The organism is Halomonas shantousis (genome assembly GCF_054654615.1).
This window is the reverse complement of sequence record NZ_BAAIER010000002.1, coordinates 2156131-2177886: the sequence shown is the minus strand read 5'-3', so window position 1 is coordinate 2177886 and position 21756 is coordinate 2156131. Positions and strand designations below refer to the sequence as shown.

The following is a 21756-nucleotide window of genomic DNA, read 5'->3' as shown; positions in this document are numbered from 1 at the left end:
GGCAGGTGGCGAGTGGACTCGATCAATAGTCTTTTTCTGGTTTGCGGTTTTCTCATTGCATTAAGCATCCTCGGCAGCCGGGTGTCTTCCCGCATCGGTGTGCCGCTTTTGGTACTGTTTCTGGGACTGGGCATGCTCGCCGGAGAGGATGGGCTGCTGGGAATACAGTTCAACGATTACTTTCGCGCCTTTCTGATCGGGCAACTGGCACTGGCCATGATCCTGCTCGATGGCGGATTACGCACCCGTTTCAAGACCTTCCGTGTCGGCCTGAAACCCGCTCTGTCGCTATCGACCCTGGGCGTGTTCGTGACCAGCGGTGTCGTGGGGGTCGCCGCGATGGGGATATTCGGTCTGAGCCCCGTCGAGGGATTGCTGGTAGGCGCCATTGTGGGGTCCACGGACGCGGCAGCCGTTTTCTCGATGCTCCGCGGACAGGGCGTCAGTCTCAATGAGCGTGTCGGGGCCACGCTGGAGATCGAGTCGGGCACCAACGATCCCATGGCGATCTTTCTGACCATCACCCTGGCAGAAATGCTGGTCGGTGAAACCTCGGGGGTCGGCGAAACCGCCCTGCGTTTCGTCTCGCAGTTCGGAATCGGGCTGGTCATCGGCATCGGAGGCGGCTGGCTGGTGGCGAAGCTGCTGCGCTGGCTGGATCTGGCGCCTGGTCTCTACTCGTTGCTGGCGCTTGCGCTGGGCTTCTGCATTTTCGGAGTGACGGGGCTCATCGGAGGCAGCGGTTTCCTTGCCATCTATCTGGCGGGCTTGATGATCGGCAACCAACCCGGACGACACCTCGACTTCATTCTTCCGGTTCATGACGGACTGGCCTGGCTGAGTCAGATCGGGTTGTTTCTGATACTCGGGCTACTCGTCACCCCCAGTGAAATGATCGATTACGCGATCCCCGGCGTCATACTGGCGCTGATTTTGATCTTCGTGGCCCGTCCGTTGGCGGTATTGCTGTTTCTCAAGCCGTTTTTCAAGTTCCGTTGGCGCGAGTCGTGTTTCATTTCCTGGGTCGGCTTGCGCGGGGCGGTACCGATCGTCCTGGCCATCTTCCCCGTTATTGCCGGGGTCGAGAATTCATCGCTCTACTTCAACGTGGCGTTCTTCGTCGTGCTGTTCTCGTTGCTGTTTCAAGGAACGACATTGGCACCCATGGCACGCTGGATGCGTGTCGAAGTCCCCCAGGGAGTGACTCCGGATCGGCGTGGTCCCTTGGGGATACTGCCCGAGAACGATTACGAGATGTTCGTCTATACGGTGGAGAACGATGCTCTGGAGGGCGTGCCGATTCGACTCTTGCGCTTCCCCTCGGGGGCGCTGATCTCCGCCCTGTTCCGTCAGCATACGATGTTGCACCCCAAGGGAAGCACCGAGTTGTGTCTTCATGACATCATTTGCGTCATCGGACGCAGCGGCGATCTGCCAGCGCTCAACCGGCTTTTCAACGGCGAGGCAAAACTCAAGCGCGAACGGGCCTTCTTTGGCACCTTCACTCTCGAGGGTGGCGCGCTGATGCGCGATGTCGCGGACGCCTATGGTTTGACCTTGAGTGCAGGCGAGCAGGACATGACGTTGGGGGAATTCGTCTCGTTACGCGTCGGGGGGCACCCGGTTGTGGGCGATGATGTCGATTGGCATGGTTTTCACTGGGTCATCAGCGAAATGGAAGGCAACCGTGTCGTTCGTGTAGGACTACGGCTCTACCAGTGAACCTGTCAGGAAGCCGTTGTGTAGTTATCTCGCGGTGCGCGAGCTACTGGGCTGGCATTCATCATGAATGGTACGGCCTGGCAGTGGATGGGCGGCAGATTACGCTTGATAAATATTGGCACACTAAAAGGTTGGCCGTGCAAGAAAACACTAGGTTTTTCATTACCGCCATGAATGCTCTAATTTTATAGTCTATTTTTCCTTGAAGCTTTTAGTCCCTTGTTTCGGGTATTGATCATATCTTTTTAAATATTGTGGCTCATCTTCGATATTAAATAATTCATCACTTTAATGAGTATATTGATATGGCATGCTGTCATGCAGATCGCTATGTTACTTACATATAAGCAACAGAAACATATTTCTGCCGTTACGGAGTGTTTATGTCGAGCACCAAGAAAGGCCTTTTTCGGTGTCGTTGTTGTGGTGTGGTCGTTTTTATCAGCCAACCTCCCGTAACGAAGCCCCCTTGCCCGAAATGCGCGATGACCGATTACGAATTTCTGGGCTCGCCATTGAAAGGGCGGCCGAACAATCTTCTGGATCGCCTGCTTGCCATGGATTCAGATGGGCGCCCATGATCCATGAAGTCGAAGCCAGGCGGGCCATAAGGTTATACCTGTCTTGAACGTGGAATGACGACATCGCCGTGCCGCTCTCATACATGTGCCTCTTTCTCATCATCGTTGCCTGATGTTCTATTGACGCCACCTGCCAGCATGAAGCTCCTCCGGCCGCGTCTCTTCCGGAGACAGCCGCGTATCCAACCCGTTCTGTAATTCGCTAGCGTATCGTCCGAGCATCGGAAGTGGGACGCTGCCGACCCTGTATCGTCACCGTTTCTTCTTGAAGCAAGGTCTAATGGAAGAGGGCTACGCTATCCTGCTCTTTAACCTGAGGATTTTGCACGGTTGAGCATGGGAGAGCGACTTCAGGTGTGAGGTGACATCTCACTGCGTTGATTAAAAACTTGCGAAAAAAGGCTTATGGCTTTAGTTTCGGCAACACCTGCCGTACACACTATCGAACATAACCATTGCAATGTTGCTGTCTGTGTCCTGTCAGACAGCTTCAACGGAGCCTCAAATGTCATACTGGCTTGCCATCCTGCTGCTTTTCTTTGTTTCGGGCACTTTCATGGCCCTGGCACTGGTAAGAAGCGATAAATGACCTGCGTCGCCACTTCGTTTCGGTTCACGAGGCCAAGCTAAGCCTGGCCTCGTGAGAGGGTTGGTGGCGAGGATGCTCTGAAAATCCTCACGCCCAAAGATACGGCGTTGTAAAAATCTCAAGCTGCTAATTTAGCTTCCTTAACTCCGTTCTTTCGGCTTTTTCCACCTAGCCTCAGTTTCGCTCGTCGATTTTTCAGGTAGAACTCAGGAGTACTGCTCGAAGTCTTCGGCGGCCTTGATGGCCTCAGCCTGGGTTTCATGCTCCGATACGACAGTTTCGTTCTCCGGTTGGCTCGTGTCGATGACCAACCATCCCGTAACCTTCTGATTGAGATCGCTAGCTTCAAAAACGGGCTCGATACGGGCTTGCTTAGGCATATGACCTCCTCGATTGATAAATGGTAGAGATACCTATAGCTCAAAAATTCGTATCAAGCGGTACGAGAGGGGCGGGTACGATCGGTAATCCTGGCTACGTCTACGCTGAAGGGGCACACTGTGCACGCCGAGGAGGGCGTGTGAAGGGTTGTTATCGTTGAGCAAGGACAATCGTGTCGAAAGGGGTAGCAAGCAACCATGCCTAATCTGTATCTCGTCAGGGGGTTGCCAGGTGCCGGCAAAACGACATTCGCCAAGAGCATCATGGACTCACAACGTATCTTCGCGGCTGATGATTACTTCTATGATCAGCAAGGCCATTATCATTTCGATGTCGATAAGCTATGGCCAGCTCACCGGAGCTGTCAGAGCGCGGTCGAGCAAGAGATGCGGTCGGGGCATGACATTGCCGTAACGAACACTTTTACACGTTACCGAGAAATGAAGCCTTATTATCGTCTCGCTGAGATATATGGATATCGGGTTTTTTCCGTTATTGTCGAAAACAGGCATGGCAGTACTTCGTTACATGATGTGCCAGAAGAAGACATTGAAAGGATGAGCCAACGCTTCAATGTAAAGTTGTAGGGAAGAGTAAATCAAGAATGATTTGGAAAAATAAAATAAAATAAAAAAATAAAGTGCAGGGCAAGAGCGCGGGCGAAAGGCTGACTCTCACCCGCTTCTCTGGTCTGAAGCCATTCGATGACTGCATAAGCTCATGGTCTGCTTGCCAAGTGGTTACGCTCATCGAAAAGCTTTTGCAGAAAGCCTGGTCACTCACTCCCTTTCACCGTTTAGTGAGAGATAGAAGAGCCTGGCGTTGCTTGCCAGGGCTGGCGTAAGGCCGTCGCCCCGATAGCGATCCACAATGTTACCGATATCCACCCCTTCACCTTCAAGTTCGTAGATCGCCTTGCCTAGCTCAGCGAGGGGGGCATCCTCCGGTGGGGGCTGTTCGTGCTCATCGGCCTCTATGACGGCGTTGATGTCATGATGTTCCTGAGCCTTTTGGATAAGGTCCCGTGTGATTTCGCTCATCGAGTGGGTCTCCGCATCGCGCTATGCTATACCGTATTGCATCCTACCGAAGTGTAGCGGCAGTAAAGCTCACGACAAATTTTCCCATTTCCAAGTGAAGCGATGCCTGGCGTTTGATGGAGCTGTCACGAAGAAATTCCGGCCATCGTCGAACGATGGCCGGGAGTCGCGGATCACTCGGCATATTACTTGGATGAAACGCACCATTGCTGATATGTCCCTTTGTAATCGGGAGAGCCGGAAGTCCGGGACCATTTAGGGACATCGAGCAACTGCTGCATGCGCCATTTCTCGACGTCAGCGCAGTATTTCTCCTGATCCGGTGTCAGTGCGGCATCAGCCTCTTCCGAAGTGTTAAGAAAGACCATGCCTAGACCCAGTGCAGCGATAGCGGCGGTGGTAGTGAAAAAGAGTTTCATTATTATCCCCACATCTTTCCCTGACGTAGCGTGTTGCATTGCTTCTTTTTACAGCATAGTCATATCGGCAACGAAATGTCACTTTTGATGACACTATTCATCCCCGAAGGATGAGGTGTTTGGTAGGGACAAAGAGAGATTCTAGAGGCAATCTTGGCGATCAGGGCGGGTAATGGCGCGATGCAGAACGCAATGCACGGCAAGGTGGGCGTGAAAAGCGGTCAAGGAATATCCATGGGGAGGGCGGGTCGTGAAAAGGGTAATAGCCCTATTGATTTTTCTCGTAGTGTCCTCGCCAATCCTGGCAGGAGATTTTGAAAACGGGTTTGCGGCGGCCTCATTCGGAGATTGGAAAACGGCGTTTAACCTCTGGAAGCCCCTTGCGGAAAAGGATGATGCCAGGGCTCAATATCATCTGGCGGTCCTGTACGATGAAGGAAAGGGGGTGCCGCAGGATCCTGAAGCAGCCTTGCAATGGTATCGCAAGGCTGCCGAGCAGTGCCATTCGGGAGCGCAGCGTAATCTTGGGCTCATGTTGAACGAAGGGCGAATCGAGCCTGCAGACAGCATTCTGTCTTACAAATGGCTTAGTATCGCTGCCAATGCCGGAAGCGATACTGCAAGATCACAACGCGATAAACTGGCCCAGCGAATGTCGGAAAAGCGCATCGACCAAGCTCAGCGCTTGGCATCAAGCTGGCTCGAGTCGCATTGCAGCGAAAAATTGGCTCCTGTTGCACGGACCTCACCTTGATATCGTTTGATATCCCTGACCAGACAGGAGCCGGAAGGGTGCGACAGAGAGTGCTTATGGACTTATCCATGCGTGGATGGACAAGCCTCGAACTGCTTTGCCTATTGCCAAAGGATTCGAGGCCGAGAGCACATCAAGAATGATCTTTATTACTAGGAGCTTTATATAGCTCTGGATATTTCTCCATTAACCGGGAAACGGAAAAACGTAAGTCAGTAACGCTGTATTCCATGTGCGTCTGAGCTTGCTTGAGTCTCGCTACCGCTTCCTGCAGTTTGTGGTTGGCTTCCTGCATGCGTTCCACAGGATTGCGCGGATCGTCCTGCTGGCTCCGAAGGGAGTCCATGAGCCGCGCATAAGAATACTTTGAAGGAAGATGTCCTTGTGCCATGTTGCACCTCGTCGCTTCAGGTTGACCAACATAGCGTAGCATTTCCGATGTTCGTAGCAGCAGATGGAAAACGTCATTATTACAGTGCTAAAAAAAATATACAAAATTATGGCTTTAGTTACGTCAGGGCGATATCCGCACCGAGCATCCCATGACTCGATGAGAAAACTGGCCTGTCAGTTTCGTACTGGATAGGCAATGGCGCTTCGTGACAACTTGAGAGACCGGAGAATTCGGTACTACGTTCTGTCTGAAAATGCCTGCGCTCGCTCATGCAGCGTTAAAAATCAGCTCAGAATGCTCATTTACTCTTGTAAACTCCGCTTCTTCACTGATTTTTGCCTTGCCTGAGGCATCGCTCGCCGATTTTTCAGATAGAACTTAGTGCACCACGATAACCTGGCAATTGGCCGCATGTGCGACCTTGTGTGAAACGCTGCCCACGATGAGCCCCTCTATGTCGCTCAAGCCCCGGCTACCCATGACGATTGTATCGACGCTCAGCAGCTTGGCCTGCTCGGTGATGACTCTTGCAGGGTCGCCTTGTTGAATACTTACATCCACATCCGTGACGCCCTGTTCGGTTGCAGCCTGTCTGGCACCTTCCAAGATCTTTCGCCCGGCCTGCTCGAGATCGGTCGGCGATGCATTCATCAGTATCGAGCCCGCATCCCACACCAAGGTCGTTTCACAAGACACTTTTTCAGGGACATGCAGAATACAAAGGCGAGCTTGTTCCTGCCTGGCCAGAAGGCAGGCGACATCCAGTGCCTTCCTGGCGGTCTCTGAACCGTCCACGGGAACAAGAAATGTCTTGGCCATCGTGTGACTCCTCAGTTCCTGATTATCCTGCTTATGTACGTTTGGGCTATCGCAGGCAATATTGCCTGGATAGCGCTACGAGACATGTGGGCCCGTTCCGCCATGTTCGGACGGTACTCTGCTATGTCCGATTCAAGGAGCCAGATACTGCCGCCAAGGCGTCGGTGAAAGCCACTGAAAAGATGCTGAGGCCGATTCTGTTCCGACCGGAGTCAGGCTACCCCGTGAATCCTGGCTCGTTCTACCCTGGTCAAGGCTCGGCAGGACTCGAGTCGGCAGCCATTCCCGCCATGCGAGCACGCTCGTGCTTTGCCTGCAGCATCATATAATCATCGATTCCCGCGCCGCTATGGCCGCCCTCGCCGGAAAGAAAAACGCGGTGACTCTCGATATAGCGAAGCGACTCGTCTCGGCTGAGCCCGACGACAATCTCATCGCCGCGGTTGTCCGTCGCAAGCATTCTTAGCTCGTTCATGTATTCGCGCTCTTCCTGGGTGAGATCGAGTTTATGCACGAAGGCTCCTCTTTGGATGGGGTTACCACCACAGCGTAGCCTACCTGTTTCGTCCCTGTCGTGAGACACAGACAGTGGCTCATCGATGATACCTGGCAATTGTTTTTGATTTAAAACACTGTTTTATAAATGAATTGCTAATAAAACTTCATGTCTTGTTCATCGAAGAAGTACTAACCTCATACCGTCTCGCCACACTTAGGTAGGAGGCAGCATGTTCAATATGTCTCGGCAAGTGGAGTGCCCCGGTTGCTGTCGATCGACATGTTGGAGAGGGGAACCAGACCTCTCCGATGGGCTTTTTTGCGAACATTGTCATGAGTTCATCACGACTTACAACGATTACCTCCATGGTCTGATCCGTCGTGAAGTGGTGCGTCTTATGATCAAATTCATCGACCCCGAATCCGATTACCAGCTTGGACTGTTGGAGCGCATCTTCCGATACGAGCCAGCGAGATTCCCGACAATATCGACCATCACCATGTGAACGTAGATCGATTCTTTGCTCGCATCACTTGCCATGCCTTTCGGAGCAGTTCTCATCACGCTCCGTGAGAAGCGCAAGGATGCTGCATGCCGGTGGCCTAGCCATCAGGAGGCAAGTGGATATGAGTATCAGTAGGCGTCCCTGGCGATTCGGACGATGACGAATCAGTTCTGACGAGACTCAATCGATGCAGGGCGACGACAATAACCTCCTGTGCTGACAAAGGACGAAGTCCTTGGCTGCAAAGAAGAATCGCGTCAGTCGGACGGATATCGGTAGGCGGAAACGAAGAAGGGGAATCAGCCAAGTGACTGATTCCCCTTCGTATTGTGGCGGAGGGACAGGGATTCGAACCCTGGAAGGGCGTTAACCCTTGCCGGTTTTCAAGACCGGTCGGCTTCGCTGGATTTATCAGTATCATTCAATAGCTTATATGGCTTGGGGGTAACGCTTTTGCGTTGCACCCCGTTGCTTCCGAGGCGGTTACCCCTCACTTTCGGGGCATTGGCGTTGCACTATCGCCGCCCTCAATGAAGGAGTCGGCGCCCAGGGTGGATACCTGCAACACCTGCTTGGCGCGCAGGTAGATCTCGGTGGTGCGGCGGTCACTATGTTGCAGATTGGCCTGCACATCGAGTCCCTGCTTCTCGGCATCGGTGGCATGTTTGGCGCGCAGGTCATGTTCAGTGAATCGCTGCACGCCGCCTTCCTTCATTGCCTTGCGCATACCGTACTGCCAGCGACTGTGGAAACGGTCCTTGTCGTAACCCCTACCTTCCCGAGTACAGAACAGTGTGGGGCCCTGACGCCCTCGCGCAAGATTGTCGGCCTTAATTTCCATCACCAGCCGGCGCAACTCATCGTCCCAGGGGATGATCGCCAGCTTGCCCGCCTTGCTCGTGCGTAGATGGATGCCGTCCGGCTGTAATTGATCCAGGCGCAGGGACAGCAGGTCTCCCTGGCGCAGCCCGGTCTTGTACTTGAAAAGGGCGTAGCGGCGCACCCAGGGGGAAGTGAACTTGAGAAAGCGTCGAAACTCGCTGTCGGTGACATATCGGTCTCGCGACTTCGTCTTGAACTTCTGGACCGGGTCCGCCGGATTGTGCTCGCAGACACCCCAGCGCTGTCCATAGCGGAAGATGTGCTTGAGTAGCGCCAATTCATGGTTGGCCTGGGTCTTCGACTGAGCACCGCGAGCATCCATGTAGGCGTAGACGTCATGTACGCCGATATCCTCCAGCTCACATTCGGCGAACACTGACCTGAGACGCTTGAGCTCGTTTCTGTTGGAGTCACGCGTTGCCGAGCTGGGCTTGGCGGGGATGATCTCGGCCTCATAGCGATCGAACAGCCGACCCATCCCGGCTTTCGGAAACAGCCTCTCTTCCCAGCGCTTGAACTCGGCCAGCGCTTCCTCCTCAGTGGCGCCCAGCCGGATCCACGATTTGCCGACCAAGGCCTTCTGGCGGCTGTTGCACATGTACCGCCAGGCACCCTTGCGCCAGTAGACGCGTGGGATACCGATATTGCTCATCGACTCAAGGCTCCAAGGTTGGGGCGTTTGCGTTCCTGCTCAGGGCGAACGGAGTTGCCGCAGAACACCTCTTCGACGTGGCGACGACCGACCAGCGTGTCGCCCGAGGCATTCGGCTTCCAGCGAATACCCATGCTGTCGAGCGTCTCGCGCTGCTCCTTGCTGCGCTTACGACCGGTGAGCTGCTCAAGCTCTTCGGGGGTCAGAAAAAGCGGCTCGATTGCCATGATGTCCTCTATCTATCTGATCTGACAGGCCCCGGCAGGGCCTTGCATGGGGCAATAAAAAACCGCCTCGTAGGCGGCGCGTGTTCTCTGGTTTATGTGTGCGCATTGACTACCGAATGCAGTCGCGCACCCATGCAGCGAAGCTGCCAGCCCACCTTGCAAGCTGGATGGTCTCTCGCTTGCTAATCAAGGCTCGCCTCCCTGAGCAATGCGGCGCAGCCGCTCAATCTCCGGACCGACAATCTTGGCCCGCCACATGACGCCTTCGTTTTCCTCGAGGCATGACTGAGCAAGCGCCCAGCCCATCGCATCGGCACGCTCGTCAGCAATGCAGCGGGTGAGAAGATCTTCGCTGAATGCCAGCGAAGCCTTTTCAATCTCCGTGACTGCGGCATCGGCTTCGCCTTCATCCTTGGCAGCTACCAGCTTGTGAGCGGCAAGGCACACACCTGACATCTTCAATGTCAGCGCGTCGGCTCTGTCTCTCTCCCTTCGCCACAGATCGCTGTATTGATCGCTTAATCGCCGGTACTCGTCTCGCTCGTCACGGATAGATGGCTTGCCTTCGGCCAGTCGCTGGACGTTCTCCCAAGTTTCTTCATAGATAGGCCAGTCGCTCTCAACCGCGACGCACTCAACATCAGGCACGCCCTCATCCCGTAGCTGGCTCAGAAATTGCCGTACTCGCTCGTCCTGGTCCGGCGTCAGGTGCTTGCGCTTAACAGCCCAGTATCGATGCTCCCGCTTGAAGTCAGCCATTTTGCTCTCCCTCCGCTTGGCTAGCCTTTTTATCGAGCTTCCATTTCTCACCGACAAGCCAGTCCAACTGCGCCTCTACAGGTACTCGACGTGGCATATTATCAATCACATGGTTAAGCGCCTCAGCCTGCTTCTCAGCGATCAGGCGGGCGAGGCTGGCTTCGGGCTGGTGGCGAGCAAGCCGCTTGGCGTCCTCCTTCAGGCCCTCTTTTCCCACGTCAAAGAAGCAGGCATCTGCATAGGCGCGAACGACTGGCTGACAGGCTTCCACATGCGCGGCCAGCGCTTCGCGCTCATTGCGCAGTTGCTCGATCGCTTCGACAGCCGACCTAATGCCATCTTCGCCGATGGCCTGCATCATCGCCTTCTCCCAGGCCATTTCGGCGTCACGGTGCATGTCGCAATCCTGACGCAGCTCTTCTGCGTGCGGCATGCCGGTAGCGCCGGCAGCAATGCGGCTCATCTGCCGCCAGAACTCCTCAGCCGTGTACATGCCGATGTCGCGAAGCAGAAGCTCCAGCTTGTCGGTCGCATAGTCGCGATCCACCTCCATCACGCCGCCCTCCCATAGTCCTTGAACAATCGTGTCGTCAGCCGCCCCTGCGGGGATGACATGAACCGCTCCAGCGCGATCCGGTTGGTGTGGTGCACCATGACTTCGCGACGCTTAGCTTCCTCCTGGATGCGCCCCCTCGGAGAAGCGCGGATCAGATCCCAGTCGCGGCGCCCTCGGTGATATCGACCCTTCATGCTGCTGTAGTTGCAGCCATGGCGAGCGGCTAACTCTTTGAGTGACACCGTTTCCCCTGTAGTGGGGTCCGCTATACGTATCGTCATTGGGCTTCCTCCAATGGCTCCCCCGCATGAAGTACGCGGCGGCTGCCATTCGTCTGCATCGCCGAGACGACGCCAGCAACCTCCATGACCTCGATCAGGCGCGCTGCGCGGTTATAACCGAGCTTGAACTGCCGTTGCAGCGTGGACACTGAGGCCCGCTGCGACTCGATAACGAACGCGACAGCTTGGTCATAGAGCGGGTCCGGCTCACCGTTGTAGCTCGCCATCGCTGCCGCGCTATCTGCTGTGGGCAACGCCGGATCCGCCTCGCCACCCAGCCCCTCGATCAGTAGATCAATGGCACTGCCCAGCGCCCCGGTCATCAGCACGAAGTCTGTCTCGAGCCTCAGCACCGGATCGTCGCCATCGTTGGCCTGGCTGGCCTCATCGAGGAGGGCATCGCTGAAATGCAGCGACTTGAGCGTCAGGTCGTCGTGCAGGATCAGCGACACCTGTTCATCCACGGTCAGGGCCATGCGTGCCGCCTGGCGCCCGGCATCGAGACAGGCCAGCACTTCGCCGCCGTCCATGTCCACCTGCTTGGCAGTGATCGCGCCCTCGTCGCCGGCGGGTGCCGTGAACACCGCCTGATTGCCCACTTCCATCCGTGCCGGCCGTTTGCCGGGATCGCGCAGCCATTCGGTCATCGTGCGGCTCGGCAGCGCCCTGGTCGCCAGTGGCGTGACCTTCAGGCTGCCCAACGTCTGGCGCAGCAGGTCGAGCACGTCCTCGGCGCGCTTGCGGCTCGCGGCGTTGATGGCGATCAGGTTGCGTGTCGTGTCCCACCACACGTCCAGCCGCTGGGTGCGGGTGAAGGCGCGGGGCAGGAATTCTTCATAGACCTGCTCCTTGAGGGTCTGCTTTTCGGCTCGATACAGCGGCCTCCCCAGCGTGGATTCCTTTTCGGCAGCGCGCTCCTCGACCTCATCCTTGACCACCGAGCCGGGCAGCAGACGCTCCTGGCGCAGTGCGGTCAGCAACCGTTGGCCGTTGATCTCGTGCACCAGCTGCTCGCCATGGCGCCCGGCAGGTGGGGCCCAGCCCATGCGCCGGGATTCGGTGGGGCCAACAGGACGGAAAGCCATCCCGGGCAGGGCAGCTTCCAGCAGGGGCAGGGCGACGGCATCAGAGTGAAGCCGGTACAGGTGTAGGGTTTTGAACCACATGGCAGGGTCTCCAGAAAGAAGAAGGCCGCCTCAATGGGCGGCAATGACAGTCAGGCGGCAACCGAATCCGGCGCCGGCATGAAGCGACGTTCGTGAGTGAAGTTCGCCTCGACGATTGCGCGGGCGAGAGGCGGGCAGACGCTGTTGCCGATCAGGCGAACCTGGACATACTTCGGAACGGACCGTCCTTCGGCCTGGGTGAACTGGTAGGTACTCGGAAACCCCTGCGCCACGGCGAGCTCGTGGGGCTGCAGCATGCGCATGCCGATGTCGGTGATGACGTACTGCTCGCCCTTGATCGTCACGGTGACCAGGCCGAAGCGGTCCCGGGTTGGTGCGGTGTGCAATGGCTCGCTTGGATCCTGACCGATACCTCGGCCGTAATACTTCACCAAGAACGCGGCCACCGCTGCGGCATGGGTGCCGCCGGCGCAGACGGTGGGCATTGGCTCGCGAAGATCTCGCCCGCCGCGCTCACTGCTCGCGTATGTCGTTGGCCTGGACGGCGCCGTTACCATAGTTGGCGATCGGCACGATGAACGGGTCACCACTCTCGACCACGTACCGCATCACGCCCTTGGCGATGCGCTTGAGAGTGTTCTCGGCCAGCGGCCGGCCGCGCCCAAAAATCGAGGGACAGGGCAGCGACCAGTCGATGCACTCGGCAGCGGTGCGGTAGGCCTTGAGCTTGCCCTGACGCACGGTGGACGCTGCCGGGTCGGCATGCGTCGGCTTCGGCCAGGTGATCGGCAGGCCGTCGCGGCGGGCGAGCAGGAACAGGCGCTTTCGAATGGTCGGCGCCCCGTAATCGCAGGCGCGCAGGATGCGCCAATCCACTTGGTAGCCGTGCCGATTGAGTGAACGGACGAATCCCCGGAAGGTCTGGCCCTTGCGGGCAGGATCCGGCCGGCACTTTCCGTCTGCGCCCTTGATCAGCGGCCCCCAGCCGAGGAACTCTTCGACATTTTCGAGGATGATCACCCGGGGCTTCACCTTCGCAGCCCAGCGTGCGGCCACCCAGGCCAGGCCGCGCACTGACTTCGATACAGGCCGGCCGCCTTTGGCCTTGGAATGATGGCGACAGTCGGGCGAGAACCACGCCAGGCCTACAGGCATGCCCCGCGTTGCTTGCTCGGGGTCGATGTCCCAGACGTCGGCGACGGCGTGCTCGCTGCCCGGGTGGTTTGCGGTGTGGACGGCAATGGCCGCTTCGTCGTGGTTGATGGCGAGATCCACCGGGCGACCCAAGGCCTGTTCGATGCCCTCGGATGCGCCGCCCCCGCCCGCGAAGTTATCGACCACAAGTTCGTGGCCGAACAGCCCCAAGTTCAGGTTCATTTTTCTTCCTTATGAAACGAGAAAGGCCACCGCTTGGGGTGGCCTGGTCAGTAGTGGTTGAATCGCTTCGCCCGCCTTCGAGCTCTGCGCTTTGCCGCCTGTCGCTGATGATGCTTCACGCCCTGGCAAGCGGTGGCGCGAGGCAGAGGCGAGGGTGAGGCAGGCAACGACCATTCCTGAGCAGTGGCGCCGAGCATCGCGCCGATGGCCTTCATCATGTTCATGCGGCGGCCCTCGGCTCATCGAGGCGTTTGCACGCCTCAGGACGCTTTATAAGATTTTCCATAGATGACGCTCTCGATTGTGGAAACGCTGACTCCATACTCCTCAGCCAAGGCGTTTACCTTGGCGCCGAGCCGTCGCTTATGCCTGATCTCAGCGGCTTGCCCACCTGATAACTTTGCGTTGTGGTGATTGCTTCCGCCGAGGTAAGTGCCATGTCGCTTGCGATCCATCGCATTCTGTAGAGCGTTTCCATAAGCAAGGTTGGCAGGTCGGTTATCGCTTGGGATTCCATTGAGGTGCCTGACCTGCAAACCATCTGGGCAAGGGCCGTGAAAAGCATCTGCCACAAGCTGGTGGACCCCTACAGGGCGGGCGCGACCATTGCCAAATGAGATACTGACAGTCCTGTAGCCTTTCGATGTTGTGGCCTGGCTTAACTCAAAATGATGCGAGGCCTCGATTCTCGAAACGGAGCCTTTACCCGAAGGGCGAATCCCTCGCTTCTGTGAGAAATGACTTTTCCGTCAGCAGTGGCTGAATAGCCGGGAAAGGATGGGCATCGTTTCATGCGCCGATCCTCCGGAATGTGATGCACCACACCCAGGGGTTAGCGTCCCATGAGTCGGCGCCGTTGATGGAGTCCCATAGGTGGCGGAAATGCTCCCTCGGCGTTGAGGAGTATCCGTACCCAGGGATTGATCCGTGGCCGCCAGCGCAGCCCTCGGCGATCGCATCTTCGTAGCTCAGATCCAGAAGCCGCTCGATGCGGACACTGACGATCTCTAGCGTGATGCGCGACGCCCAGCAGGGCATGAACAAGGAAGGGCGTTTATGCCACGCCGGTGCGGTACCCGCGCGAGTACCGGCCGGTTCCAGTTGCTCGAATGCGTATTCCCTTCCGCACTCATGGGTCATGTCTACGAAATGCCAGGCATCTCGCCCTTTCTTCTGGTCAAAGCGGGTTTCCCAGCGGCCCCATGCCCAGTGCGTCTCTTTGATGTAGAGCCGGTCGCCGGGCTGCTCCGTAACGTACCTCTCGAAGTTGGCGGGCGGCTGCTCCGGGAGCGGCAACCATGTCCGACCGTCAATTATGTCGTCGATGGCTCCTTTGCTAATGCCGTACTTCTCGGCGATGGCTGGGCGGGTCAGTCCGCTGGCACGGATCTCGGCAACCTCGATGGCGGTCAGCTTTGACGCTCCGTGGTTAGAATGACTCGCCCTGCCGTGTGCGCTGCGATCGGCTGCGTTCTGACCCTTCGTGGCCCAGTCGAGGTTCTGCGGTCGATTGTCCTGCGTGTTGCCATTCAGGTGGCGAACCTCGGGAAACTCGGGCAGCGCTACGCCGTAGAACGCTTCACATACGAGGCGGTGGACGTATGCTTTCCGCATCGCCCCAGCGGACACCATGCGGTAGCCGCACTCATACCCACCCATCCAGTGCTTCAACGGCGCGACGGAACCACGACGATAGATGTTCCCGTCGTCACCTGCTTCGTAGTTAGAGCAGCTAGGTATCGGTCTGCGTGTCACCTGAGGCGGGCGACCATAAGGACAAGCCAGTACGGCATCTGGATCTTCTATGTGCCATTGCTTCCCAGCGCGCTGAACTCGGCCGGCGGCGTTGAGCTTCACTGCCCGTCGCGTCTGCGTCTTCCTGCCATCGAGAATGGCGCGGACCATCTCGCCATTGAATAAGATCGGACGCTCCTTCATGCGGCTACCTCGCCTTCCGGGCTCTTGGCCGCCTTTCCACAGAACGGGCAGTAATTGGCGGTGATGTTCACTGTCTGCTTCTTCTTCGTGAAACCATCGCCGCGCTTTTTGGGCGCTTCATACTCGACCTTGAACGGCATCACTGGCTGCATTCCGAGGCCCATGTTATCGGTCATGATGAAGGCGTAACCTTCAAGCGTTCCGACGAAATCGCGGGCCCCTTCGGGCAGTTGCTCCATCACTTTGGCCCGCAGTTTTTCTTCGATGCGTGATCGGCATTCGCACTGCATAACCACCTCCAGAAACAGAAAACCCCGCCGAACTGGCAGGGCCTGAGAATGAGAGCCGCGTGACGTGCGGCGACGGCCAGCGCCCCCTGCCTCCCGCATTTGCGGTACGCCCATCCGCCGCGGCAACGGCGGGTAGCGCGTGGAGGACGGCAGAATCGCTGGCTGCTCTCCGGTTATTCGTCCCTCGTAAACCACCCGCCATGCCCCACCGGGGCTAGCTGCTCAGGGTAACGGCGGGATGTTGGCTATTCTTGCTTGGCAGCCGCCGCCTTTAGCTGCTGGACGCGAGCCTTGTACGCTTCGTTGACCACGCCACGATCTTCTTCGGGCACATGGCGAGCCAGGTCGATGGCTTCGGCCAGCTCGTCCGGCGTGGCTGCCTTGTTGATCTGATCGCAGACGTAGGCACAGGTGATCACGCCTGACTGTTCGGCCTGGTCGGGCTGGGTATCGGCCTGCTGCTCGACGGTCGCCTCGTACACTTGGCGGCTCTGACGCTTGGCGCGCTGCTCGGCCAGCTTGCTGCCCACCTTGCCGGCGGTGCCGGCCCGCTGTTGTGGCGAGGCCTGGCTCTGCTGAACCGGCTGGCCGGACTCGGCGGTGATGTCGCGCTCTTCCTCGACCATCCGCATGCCTTTCAGCTCGGGAGTGAAGGTGTCGCGCAGAGCAAAGGAGCGGGCCCGCATCTGCAGCATGCGCTTGGGATACTGCGTCCAGGGGCCTTGCTTGCCGGCCAGACCGGCGGCCTTGGCATCCTGCATGCTAAAGGATTGCGTGACTGGCTGGCCGCTACGGCGGCGCACGGTGCAGTAGGCGGTGGCATTCAGGCCTTCGCCCTCGATCCATTCGGCGAAGTCCGCTTCCGACCAGGCGGGGGAGGCGCGGCATATGGCCAGCATCATGTCGCCCCAGATGGCCGGGCGGCCGTTGATGATGGCAATGTTCTGGATGGCCTGGAGCGGGTCGATGATGCCGACGCTGATGGCCGTCTGCCAGGCGATCATCACGTTGCCCGGCTTGCCCTTGAAGTCCTTGGGGGCCAGGTCGCTGTTGGCGATCCACTCGCTCATGGTCATCACGTCGGCGAACGTCTTGGGCATCATCGCCGTCTGCAGCTGGTTGCGCATGTCGGCACCGGCCAGCGGGTGGTCCGCAATGGAAGCAGGGGCGTTGAATTCCTGCTGAAGATCGTTCTGCTGCAATGCGGTAGCGGTCTGGGTAGTCATGCGGCTTCTCCTTGTTGATTGGCTTCGGCCTCAAGCGCTTCGCGCTCGGCCTTGTTGATCTTGCCGTAGCGGATGTCGATGAACTCGCTGGCTTCCACTTGAACCGTGTACGCCTTGCGCTTGGTGACCTTGCGGCGCAGAACCTCATCGCCGCTGAAGGTGGCCACGGCGGCCGGCCCCATCGCCTTGAGGATTCGCGCCCGAGCCTGCTCGGCAACGACCTCGTTGGCCTTGATGGTTTCCTTGGCCTCGTGCTCAACCTTGCGCCAATGCTCTAGCTCGGATAGATCCACGATGCTGCCATCCGTCCCTGGGAAGCGCCGCTTGAGCAGCTCGACCGCCTTGGGATGCTCAACGTCAATATCCGGCAGTTCGCCGCGCTGGATACTGGCCCACAACTCGCCTTCCAGGTCGATGATGTCGGCGATCAGATCTTCATCGCTCAGGATCGGGTACCAGCGGGTTTCCCAGCCGGCGATAGTCACGACTAAGAAAGCCCACTCGTAATTCATCACGGCGAGCTGGTGCTGGACCTGAATGAAGTAGTCTTCGGGCACCTCGCCAGACGTGCAGAGCCCGGCGGTGGCGTGGACGTTATCCGGCTTGCCCCATTGCTGGCCGAACTCGACGTTCTTCAACTCGATCACGCCGGGACCCTTCACTGTCTGACCGAAGATCATTTCCAGCCAGGCGGCCTGGCCTTCGGTGACACCGACCACGCGGCGGTCGATGTTGGCCATCATCCACGGATGGTCACGATGACAGACCATGGCGTTGTAGTTCTGGACGTTGAGCCCGGTGGCCTCGGCGAACCGCGAGGCGGTGACCGGCTCCATGACGTGGCCCATCGCCATCTTGAGCTGACGGCGATAGTTGGCTTCGTCGTCGTCCTGGGCCAGGCCGAGTTTGCGCTCGGCTATTTCATAGGGCGTACGGTGCTCGCTGATGCCGATCGCCGCAGCGGCTTCACTGGCCCCGATGCCTAAGCCGCGCAGCTGCAGCCAGACGTCCTGATCCATGCCCAGGGTGCTGATGCGACCATTGGCGGAGAGCTCCGCTTTCGCCTCTTCGAGAATCATGAGATATGCTCCGTATGTGATCCGACAGGATTACGTGTGGCAGGTGGCCGGCTGCTCGCAACAGCCGGCTTTTTCATGCCGCTTCTTTGGCTTCCTCTACCTGTTGCTCCGCCCATGCCCGGGCGAACGCTGCGCCCCGGTCCGTTTCCAGGAACGCGGCCATAGCCTCGCCAGCGGCGTACTCGTTGAACCGCTCTGCCGCTTCGCCGTGACCGTTATAAATGGCCTCAAGAACCTGCTCGACCTGGTTCATGACACCTCCCGTACACGTTCGATGGCCCGCTCGAGCAGCCGCACTGCTGTCCCAGAGCTGCGCAGCGGGGCGTTGCAGACCTGCTCGGCTGTCCTGAGCAATTCCTCGTAGCGCTCGTTCATCTCTCGGATCGCCTGATTTAGCTCGTCGATGCGGCGCCTCGCCTGGGCGAGGGCGTTGAGCTGGATGACGTGTTCCTCGGTGACGTCGGGCTGGTTCATGAGGCACCTCCCAACCCGATAGCCCGCTCCCGGTATGCCACCGCTTGCTGGGCGTTCTTGAGCTGATCCAGCGTTAGCGGCTTATTGTTGGCTCGATAGTCCGCCTGCGCAGCCAGTTCGCGGCGTTCGGCTTGTGCCCGCGTCTGCGCCTCGAGAGAGGGCATCGTTACGCGGGCATTCAACAGGTCCATGGGACGTGGCATGCAAACCTCCTTGGTTTGGGCGAAGAAAAGCCCGCGCTTGGCGGGTTGGATGGGTTGCTCAATGGGATGCTGCGGAGTGATCAGTCGGTGTAAGCGATGTACTCGAACCTACCGTTGCCGAAATGCTTGAAGCGGCCACCGAATGTGCCTTCAACCTCTTTCAGTACCGCAGCCCTGTCCTTGTCGTCATCGACGCTTTGTGGATAGACACCCTCTTTGATCATGCTTGAGTGTGTATGCGATTTGCTGCGCCAATCGATCTTGCTTGGATTGAGTGGACGCGGCCGGTAATGCGTCCACGCTCCATCTAACTTGACTGGCCCAACTCGGAAATCGTTGAAGGTGGTTTCGTCGTCTTCCAGCCGCCATTCGCATTCAGGGCAATGCTCGCGAGGCGCTGTGCAATAGCCACACGGCGGACTTATGTGGCAGCTACAGCAACCATCCGGATCAATCTCTTGAATGACGCCTTGGCAGCCATGGCGATTGCAGGTTTCACCGACTTCGTAGCCAACTGATATTGCATCGCTCATGGCGATCTCCTGTTGATTGGGCGTAAAAAAGCCCGCTCGGCGGCGGGCAGGGGACACGATCGATACAGACGCTTGCCGGTATCGGGAAGGGCTGGCCGGTGCTGATCCCGGCATTGAGGTTTCGATTCTGCCCTTGCCCGGTTGGAGCGGATGAATCGCCGTCCTGAGTGGCCTGCCCAGTGATTAGCCCTCATCACGTATTTACGCATCAGCCTGCGCATTCAGCCCTTCCCGATACCCCCGTATTCTCAGCCCAGGGGCGGGGCACTTGGTCTCACTGTCGCAGGTAGCGCGTCTTGCATGCCGGCGTTATAACGCCACCTCCGGCTGGGCTGAGTCTTGGACTCATCGCTCGCCTACCGCCATGCATTGAGAGGGTCGGCTCGGCCTAGGCTCCCCGGGTCTTCCCGGATCAAAGCTCACGTCCAGATAACCCGCTGGCTCGGGATGGCCTGGTAGGGCCTTTGGCTGACAGCTAAAGTTTCATCTGGCAACCGTTAAGCACGAATTTAGCTTCAAGCTAAATATTCGTCAATAGCTCAGAGCTAAATTTTTTGAAAGGGATGTACTGAAGGGGAAAAAATGGGCACAAAAAAACCCGCCGGGTGGCGGGTTGCGATGCAGGCAGGAGGTCAGTTTATATTGAGTGCGTGATAGGCCTTTCTCCGCATAGACTCTTCCAGTCTGCGACTTGGCTTCGGTGTTATCTTCTCGCAAGGCACCTCTTCCACATACCTTCCGACAAATTGCTTACGCTGATCACGATTGTTTGAGCCAATGTTGACGGCAATGGCGCAGTTGGTCGAATTGGTGAAATACGGGTCGTTTCCAGAGAGTTCAATGAATCGCCCTGATTCGAACCCATATGAAAATTTCGTGTTTCCGACGAACTCGTAGTAATCAAGCTTGAAAGGAAGCCAACGACTGTCTGGTCCCGCTCCTTTGAAGGTCATCACGATGGCGGCTTGAGGATTGTCTCGCACAAAGACAACAGCATCGAAAGTGGCGCCTGCACTACCGTATTCCCCAGGCTGGGAATACTTCTGGCGAGACTCGTCGCCATAAATTTCGTAGAGCTTATACCCTTTAGGCTTGGGTATGAATTCTACAGAATACCCAGGTGCCACCATTGCCTGACGGTCATGGTCATAGTGAGGGCGATCATTGCCGGCTGGAAGGCCGGCACACCCGGACAGTGCCGCCGCGAGAGAGGATGCGATCAATATCCTTTTCATGGGGCGCTCCTTACTCGCAGCCAGCGATGCCACAGTTGCTGATACCTTGGCCGGTGATTCCAGCTCCTGAGCCGAACGAGCTGCTGTTTGAAGAATTGCGAGTCGTTGAACTCCAGGCCTCTCCATCGGAAGAAACCCCTCTATGGCGAGTGAAACTACCATAGTCGTGGCTGGTCTCGCTCCAGGTCGATCCGGTGCTGCTGTTATATCCGCGCATGCGGGTCGTATTGCCGTTGTGCTGGATGCTGTAATTGTTACCGGACTGCGAATCGTAGCAATGCTCATAATTGCCGGTGCCGTAGCATCCAGCATAAGCCGTGCCTGACAGGGCGAACGCCAGAGCGGCGGCCACAGAAGTCTTCTTGAGCATTTTCGTTCCCCTTGCGTTGGTGAATGGTCCGCCTCTTGCGGGCGGCTCAGTGCTTATCGCCAGGCTTACATCTCCATTCCCGCAAAGATCACTGTCCCCACGATCCGGCAATTGCCATTAATTGGCACGTATTGCTGAGGCCAGTTGGGATTCAGCGCCTTGAGCATCTTCTGGCCACCGTCCTCGATGTACTGCTTGAAGGTGGCCTGATTGGTGTCGGTCATGATGGCGACGACCTTCTTGCCACTAATGGGCATCACTTCGGGGTCAACGAAGATCAGCGTGCCGGGCATAAAGGTGGGCGCCATAGAGTCACCCTCTACTCGAAGCGCAAACGTGTTCTCGCTGCAACTGACGGGGCAGGGCCAGTAAGGAGCATCTGTCAGGTTGACATTGCACTCATCAACATCGGTCCAGCACCCAGCTGCAACCCAGGATATCTCAGGCACATGCCTGAAGCTGAGTGGGCCGGGTCTGACATTGCCTGCTTGCGCTGAGTGAGCCGCCATGTCTTGCATCAATTTCACCTGAGGCAATAACGGCTCTCTTGCGATCTCGGCGTGAAATCGGTCCAGCCACCCGTACTCCAACCCTTCGGCCGTCTCGATGCGGCGCGCCAAATCGTCGCCCAGATTTCTGACGCTACGTTTAGACACGATCTGGCTCAGAGCGGAAGCCGACGTCCCCCACTTCTCAGCACAGCTCGACTGCTTCCTGCCCTTCATCAGGTTTCGCAGGTTTTCTTTCCGGATCGCGTAAATGTCCATGGGGAAAGAATCGCAGGATTTAGCATGGTGATAAATATGCATACAGCTAAACCTATGCTTGAAAAAAAGTTAGCTAC

Annotated in this window: 29 protein-coding genes; 3 read left to right on the top strand and 26 right to left on the bottom strand. The window is 57.6% G+C overall.

The genetic code is table 11. The features are described from left to right. The first annotated feature begins 12 nt into the window (after positions 1 to 12). On the top strand, positions 13 to 1722 hold the full coding sequence (locus ACYQ12_RS10540; protein WP_459871220.1) for a potassium/proton antiporter: 1710 nt from the start codon (positions 13 to 15) through the stop codon (positions 1720 to 1722). 1376 nt (positions 1723 to 3098) lie between these two features. Here ACYQ12_RS10540 and ACYQ12_RS10535 read toward each other — a convergent pair. Further along, on the bottom strand, positions 3099 to 3272 hold the full coding sequence (locus ACYQ12_RS10535) for a hypothetical protein (protein WP_459871217.1): 174 nt from the start codon (positions 3270 to 3272) through the stop codon (positions 3099 to 3101). Between the two features lie 198 nt (positions 3273 to 3470). On the opposite strand from ACYQ12_RS10535, the gene ACYQ12_RS10530 reads away from it, so the two are divergent. Further along, positions 3471 to 3860 carry an AAA family ATPase gene (locus ACYQ12_RS10530; RefSeq protein ID WP_459871215.1) on the top strand — a complete coding sequence of 130 codons (390 nt, stop codon included), beginning with the start codon at positions 3471 to 3473 and terminating at the stop codon, positions 3858 to 3860. Between the two features lie 192 nt (positions 3861 to 4052). Here ACYQ12_RS10530 and ACYQ12_RS10525 read toward each other — a convergent pair whose 3' ends face one another. Then, entirely contained in the window at positions 4053 to 4313 is a 261-nt protein-coding gene (locus tag ACYQ12_RS10525) for a hypothetical protein (protein ID WP_459871213.1), read from the bottom strand. Between the two features lie 185 nt (positions 4314 to 4498). Continuing rightward, entirely contained in the window at positions 4499 to 4732 is a 234-nt protein-coding gene (locus tag ACYQ12_RS10520; protein WP_459871211.1) for a hypothetical protein, read from the bottom strand. Positions 4733 to 4982: 250 nt separating this feature from the next. Here ACYQ12_RS10520 and ACYQ12_RS10515 point away from each other — a divergent pair, with 250 nt between their 5' ends. Further along, positions 4983 to 5486: a tetratricopeptide repeat protein gene (locus tag ACYQ12_RS10515; RefSeq protein ID WP_459871209.1), complete on the top strand. Its 504-nt coding sequence runs from the start codon at positions 4983 to 4985 to the stop codon at positions 5484 to 5486. 133 nt (positions 5487 to 5619) lie between these two features. Here the strand turns inward: ACYQ12_RS10515 and ACYQ12_RS10510 are convergent, their stop codons facing one another. The 23 genes from ACYQ12_RS10510 to ACYQ12_RS10400 form a co-directional block, all read right to left on the bottom strand. Then, positions 5620 to 5877, bottom strand: coding sequence for a hypothetical protein (locus ACYQ12_RS10510; protein ID WP_459871207.1), 258 nt, complete (start codon positions 5875 to 5877; stop codon positions 5620 to 5622). A 381-nt stretch (positions 5878 to 6258) separates the two neighbouring features. Beyond that, positions 6259 to 6699, bottom strand: coding sequence for a universal stress protein (locus ACYQ12_RS10505; RefSeq protein ID WP_459871204.1), 441 nt, complete (start codon positions 6697 to 6699; stop codon positions 6259 to 6261). 250 nt (positions 6700 to 6949) lie between these two features. Then, the gene (locus ACYQ12_RS10500; protein WP_459871201.1) at positions 6950 to 7213 is read right to left on the bottom strand and encodes a hypothetical protein; all 264 of its coding nucleotides are present in this window, start codon (positions 7211 to 7213) and stop codon (positions 6950 to 6952) included. Between the two features lie 980 nt (positions 7214 to 8193). Then, the gene (locus ACYQ12_RS10495) at positions 8194 to 9237 is read right to left on the bottom strand and encodes a tyrosine-type recombinase/integrase (protein ID WP_459871198.1); all 1044 of its coding nucleotides are present in this window, start codon (positions 9235 to 9237) and stop codon (positions 8194 to 8196) included. After that, positions 9234 to 9464, bottom strand: coding sequence for a DUF4224 domain-containing protein (locus ACYQ12_RS10490; protein ID WP_459871195.1), 231 nt, complete (start codon positions 9462 to 9464; stop codon positions 9234 to 9236). The genes ACYQ12_RS10495 and ACYQ12_RS10490 overlap by 4 nt, the downstream gene beginning before the upstream one ends. 186 nt (positions 9465 to 9650) lie before the next feature. Beyond that, positions 9651 to 10223 (bottom strand): hypothetical protein, encoded by a 573-nt coding sequence (locus ACYQ12_RS10485; protein ID WP_459871193.1) that lies wholly within the window; start codon positions 10221 to 10223, stop codon positions 9651 to 9653. Next, complete coding sequence (locus ACYQ12_RS10480) at positions 10216 to 10779, bottom strand: hypothetical protein (RefSeq protein ID WP_459871190.1); 564 nt, start codon at positions 10777 to 10779, stop codon at positions 10216 to 10218. Before ACYQ12_RS10480 ends, ACYQ12_RS10485 begins: the two co-directional genes overlap by 8 nt. Beyond that, positions 10776 to 11060 carry a hypothetical protein gene (locus tag ACYQ12_RS10475; RefSeq protein WP_459871187.1) on the bottom strand — a complete coding sequence of 95 codons (285 nt, stop codon included), beginning with the start codon at positions 11058 to 11060 and terminating at the stop codon, positions 10776 to 10778. Before ACYQ12_RS10475 ends, ACYQ12_RS10480 begins: the two co-directional genes overlap by 4 nt. Further along, positions 11057 to 12226 (bottom strand): recombination-associated protein RdgC, encoded by a 1170-nt coding sequence (gene rdgC, locus ACYQ12_RS10470; RefSeq protein WP_459871185.1) that lies wholly within the window; start codon positions 12224 to 12226, stop codon positions 11057 to 11059. Before rdgC ends, ACYQ12_RS10475 begins: the two co-directional genes overlap by 4 nt. Before the next feature lie 50 nt (positions 12227 to 12276). After that, positions 12277 to 12672, bottom strand: a complete 396-nt coding sequence (locus ACYQ12_RS10465; protein WP_459871182.1) for a DNA cytosine methyltransferase — start codon at positions 12670 to 12672, stop codon at positions 12277 to 12279. Between the two features lie 28 nt (positions 12673 to 12700). After that, positions 12701 to 13564, bottom strand: a complete 864-nt coding sequence (locus tag ACYQ12_RS10460; RefSeq protein ID WP_459871179.1) for a DNA cytosine methyltransferase — start codon at positions 13562 to 13564, stop codon at positions 12701 to 12703. A gap of 260 nt (positions 13565 to 13824) precedes the next feature. Continuing rightward, positions 13825 to 14184 carry an HNH endonuclease gene (locus ACYQ12_RS10455; RefSeq protein WP_459874501.1) on the bottom strand — a complete coding sequence of 120 codons (360 nt, stop codon included), beginning with the start codon at positions 14182 to 14184 and terminating at the stop codon, positions 13825 to 13827. Positions 14185 to 14353: 169 nt separating this feature from the next. Beyond that, positions 14354 to 15502 (bottom strand): HNH endonuclease, encoded by a 1149-nt coding sequence (locus ACYQ12_RS10450; RefSeq protein ID WP_459871177.1) that lies wholly within the window; start codon positions 15500 to 15502, stop codon positions 14354 to 14356. Further along, positions 15499 to 15792, bottom strand: coding sequence for a hypothetical protein (locus ACYQ12_RS10445; protein ID WP_459871175.1), 294 nt, complete (start codon positions 15790 to 15792; stop codon positions 15499 to 15501). Before ACYQ12_RS10445 ends, ACYQ12_RS10450 begins: the two co-directional genes overlap by 4 nt. Before the next feature lie 245 nt (positions 15793 to 16037). After that, a complete protein-coding gene (locus ACYQ12_RS10440; RefSeq protein WP_459871172.1) occupies positions 16038 to 17018 on the bottom strand; it encodes a hypothetical protein in 981 nt (326 codons plus the stop codon). Continuing rightward, a complete protein-coding gene (locus ACYQ12_RS10435) occupies positions 17015 to 18097 on the bottom strand; it encodes a YqaJ viral recombinase family nuclease (protein ID WP_459871169.1) in 1083 nt (360 codons plus the stop codon). Before ACYQ12_RS10435 ends, ACYQ12_RS10440 begins: the two co-directional genes overlap by 4 nt. A gap of 73 nt (positions 18098 to 18170) precedes the next feature. After that, the gene (locus tag ACYQ12_RS10430; protein ID WP_459871167.1) at positions 18171 to 18350 is read right to left on the bottom strand and encodes a hypothetical protein; all 180 of its coding nucleotides are present in this window, start codon (positions 18348 to 18350) and stop codon (positions 18171 to 18173) included. Next, the gene (locus ACYQ12_RS10425; protein ID WP_459871164.1) at positions 18347 to 18571 is read right to left on the bottom strand and encodes a hypothetical protein; all 225 of its coding nucleotides are present in this window, start codon (positions 18569 to 18571) and stop codon (positions 18347 to 18349) included. Before ACYQ12_RS10425 ends, ACYQ12_RS10430 begins: the two co-directional genes overlap by 4 nt. Next, positions 18568 to 18774 (bottom strand): hypothetical protein, encoded by a 207-nt coding sequence (locus ACYQ12_RS10420; RefSeq protein WP_459871162.1) that lies wholly within the window; start codon positions 18772 to 18774, stop codon positions 18568 to 18570. The genes ACYQ12_RS10425 and ACYQ12_RS10420 overlap by 4 nt, the downstream gene beginning before the upstream one ends. A gap of 80 nt (positions 18775 to 18854) precedes the next feature. Continuing rightward, entirely contained in the window at positions 18855 to 19307 is a 453-nt protein-coding gene (locus ACYQ12_RS10415) for a hypothetical protein (protein WP_459871159.1), read from the bottom strand. 632 nt (positions 19308 to 19939) lie between these two features. After that, on the bottom strand, positions 19940 to 20542 hold the full coding sequence (locus tag ACYQ12_RS10410; RefSeq protein WP_459871156.1) for a hypothetical protein: 603 nt from the start codon (positions 20540 to 20542) through the stop codon (positions 19940 to 19942). 10 nt (positions 20543 to 20552) lie between these two features. Then, on the bottom strand, positions 20553 to 20912 hold the full coding sequence (locus ACYQ12_RS10405) for a hypothetical protein (RefSeq protein ID WP_459871153.1): 360 nt from the start codon (positions 20910 to 20912) through the stop codon (positions 20553 to 20555). Positions 20913 to 20977: 65 nt separating this feature from the next. Then, positions 20978 to 21721, bottom strand: coding sequence for a S24 family peptidase (locus tag ACYQ12_RS10400; protein WP_459871150.1), 744 nt, complete (start codon positions 21719 to 21721; stop codon positions 20978 to 20980). Positions 21722 to 21756 lie beyond the last annotated feature (35 nt).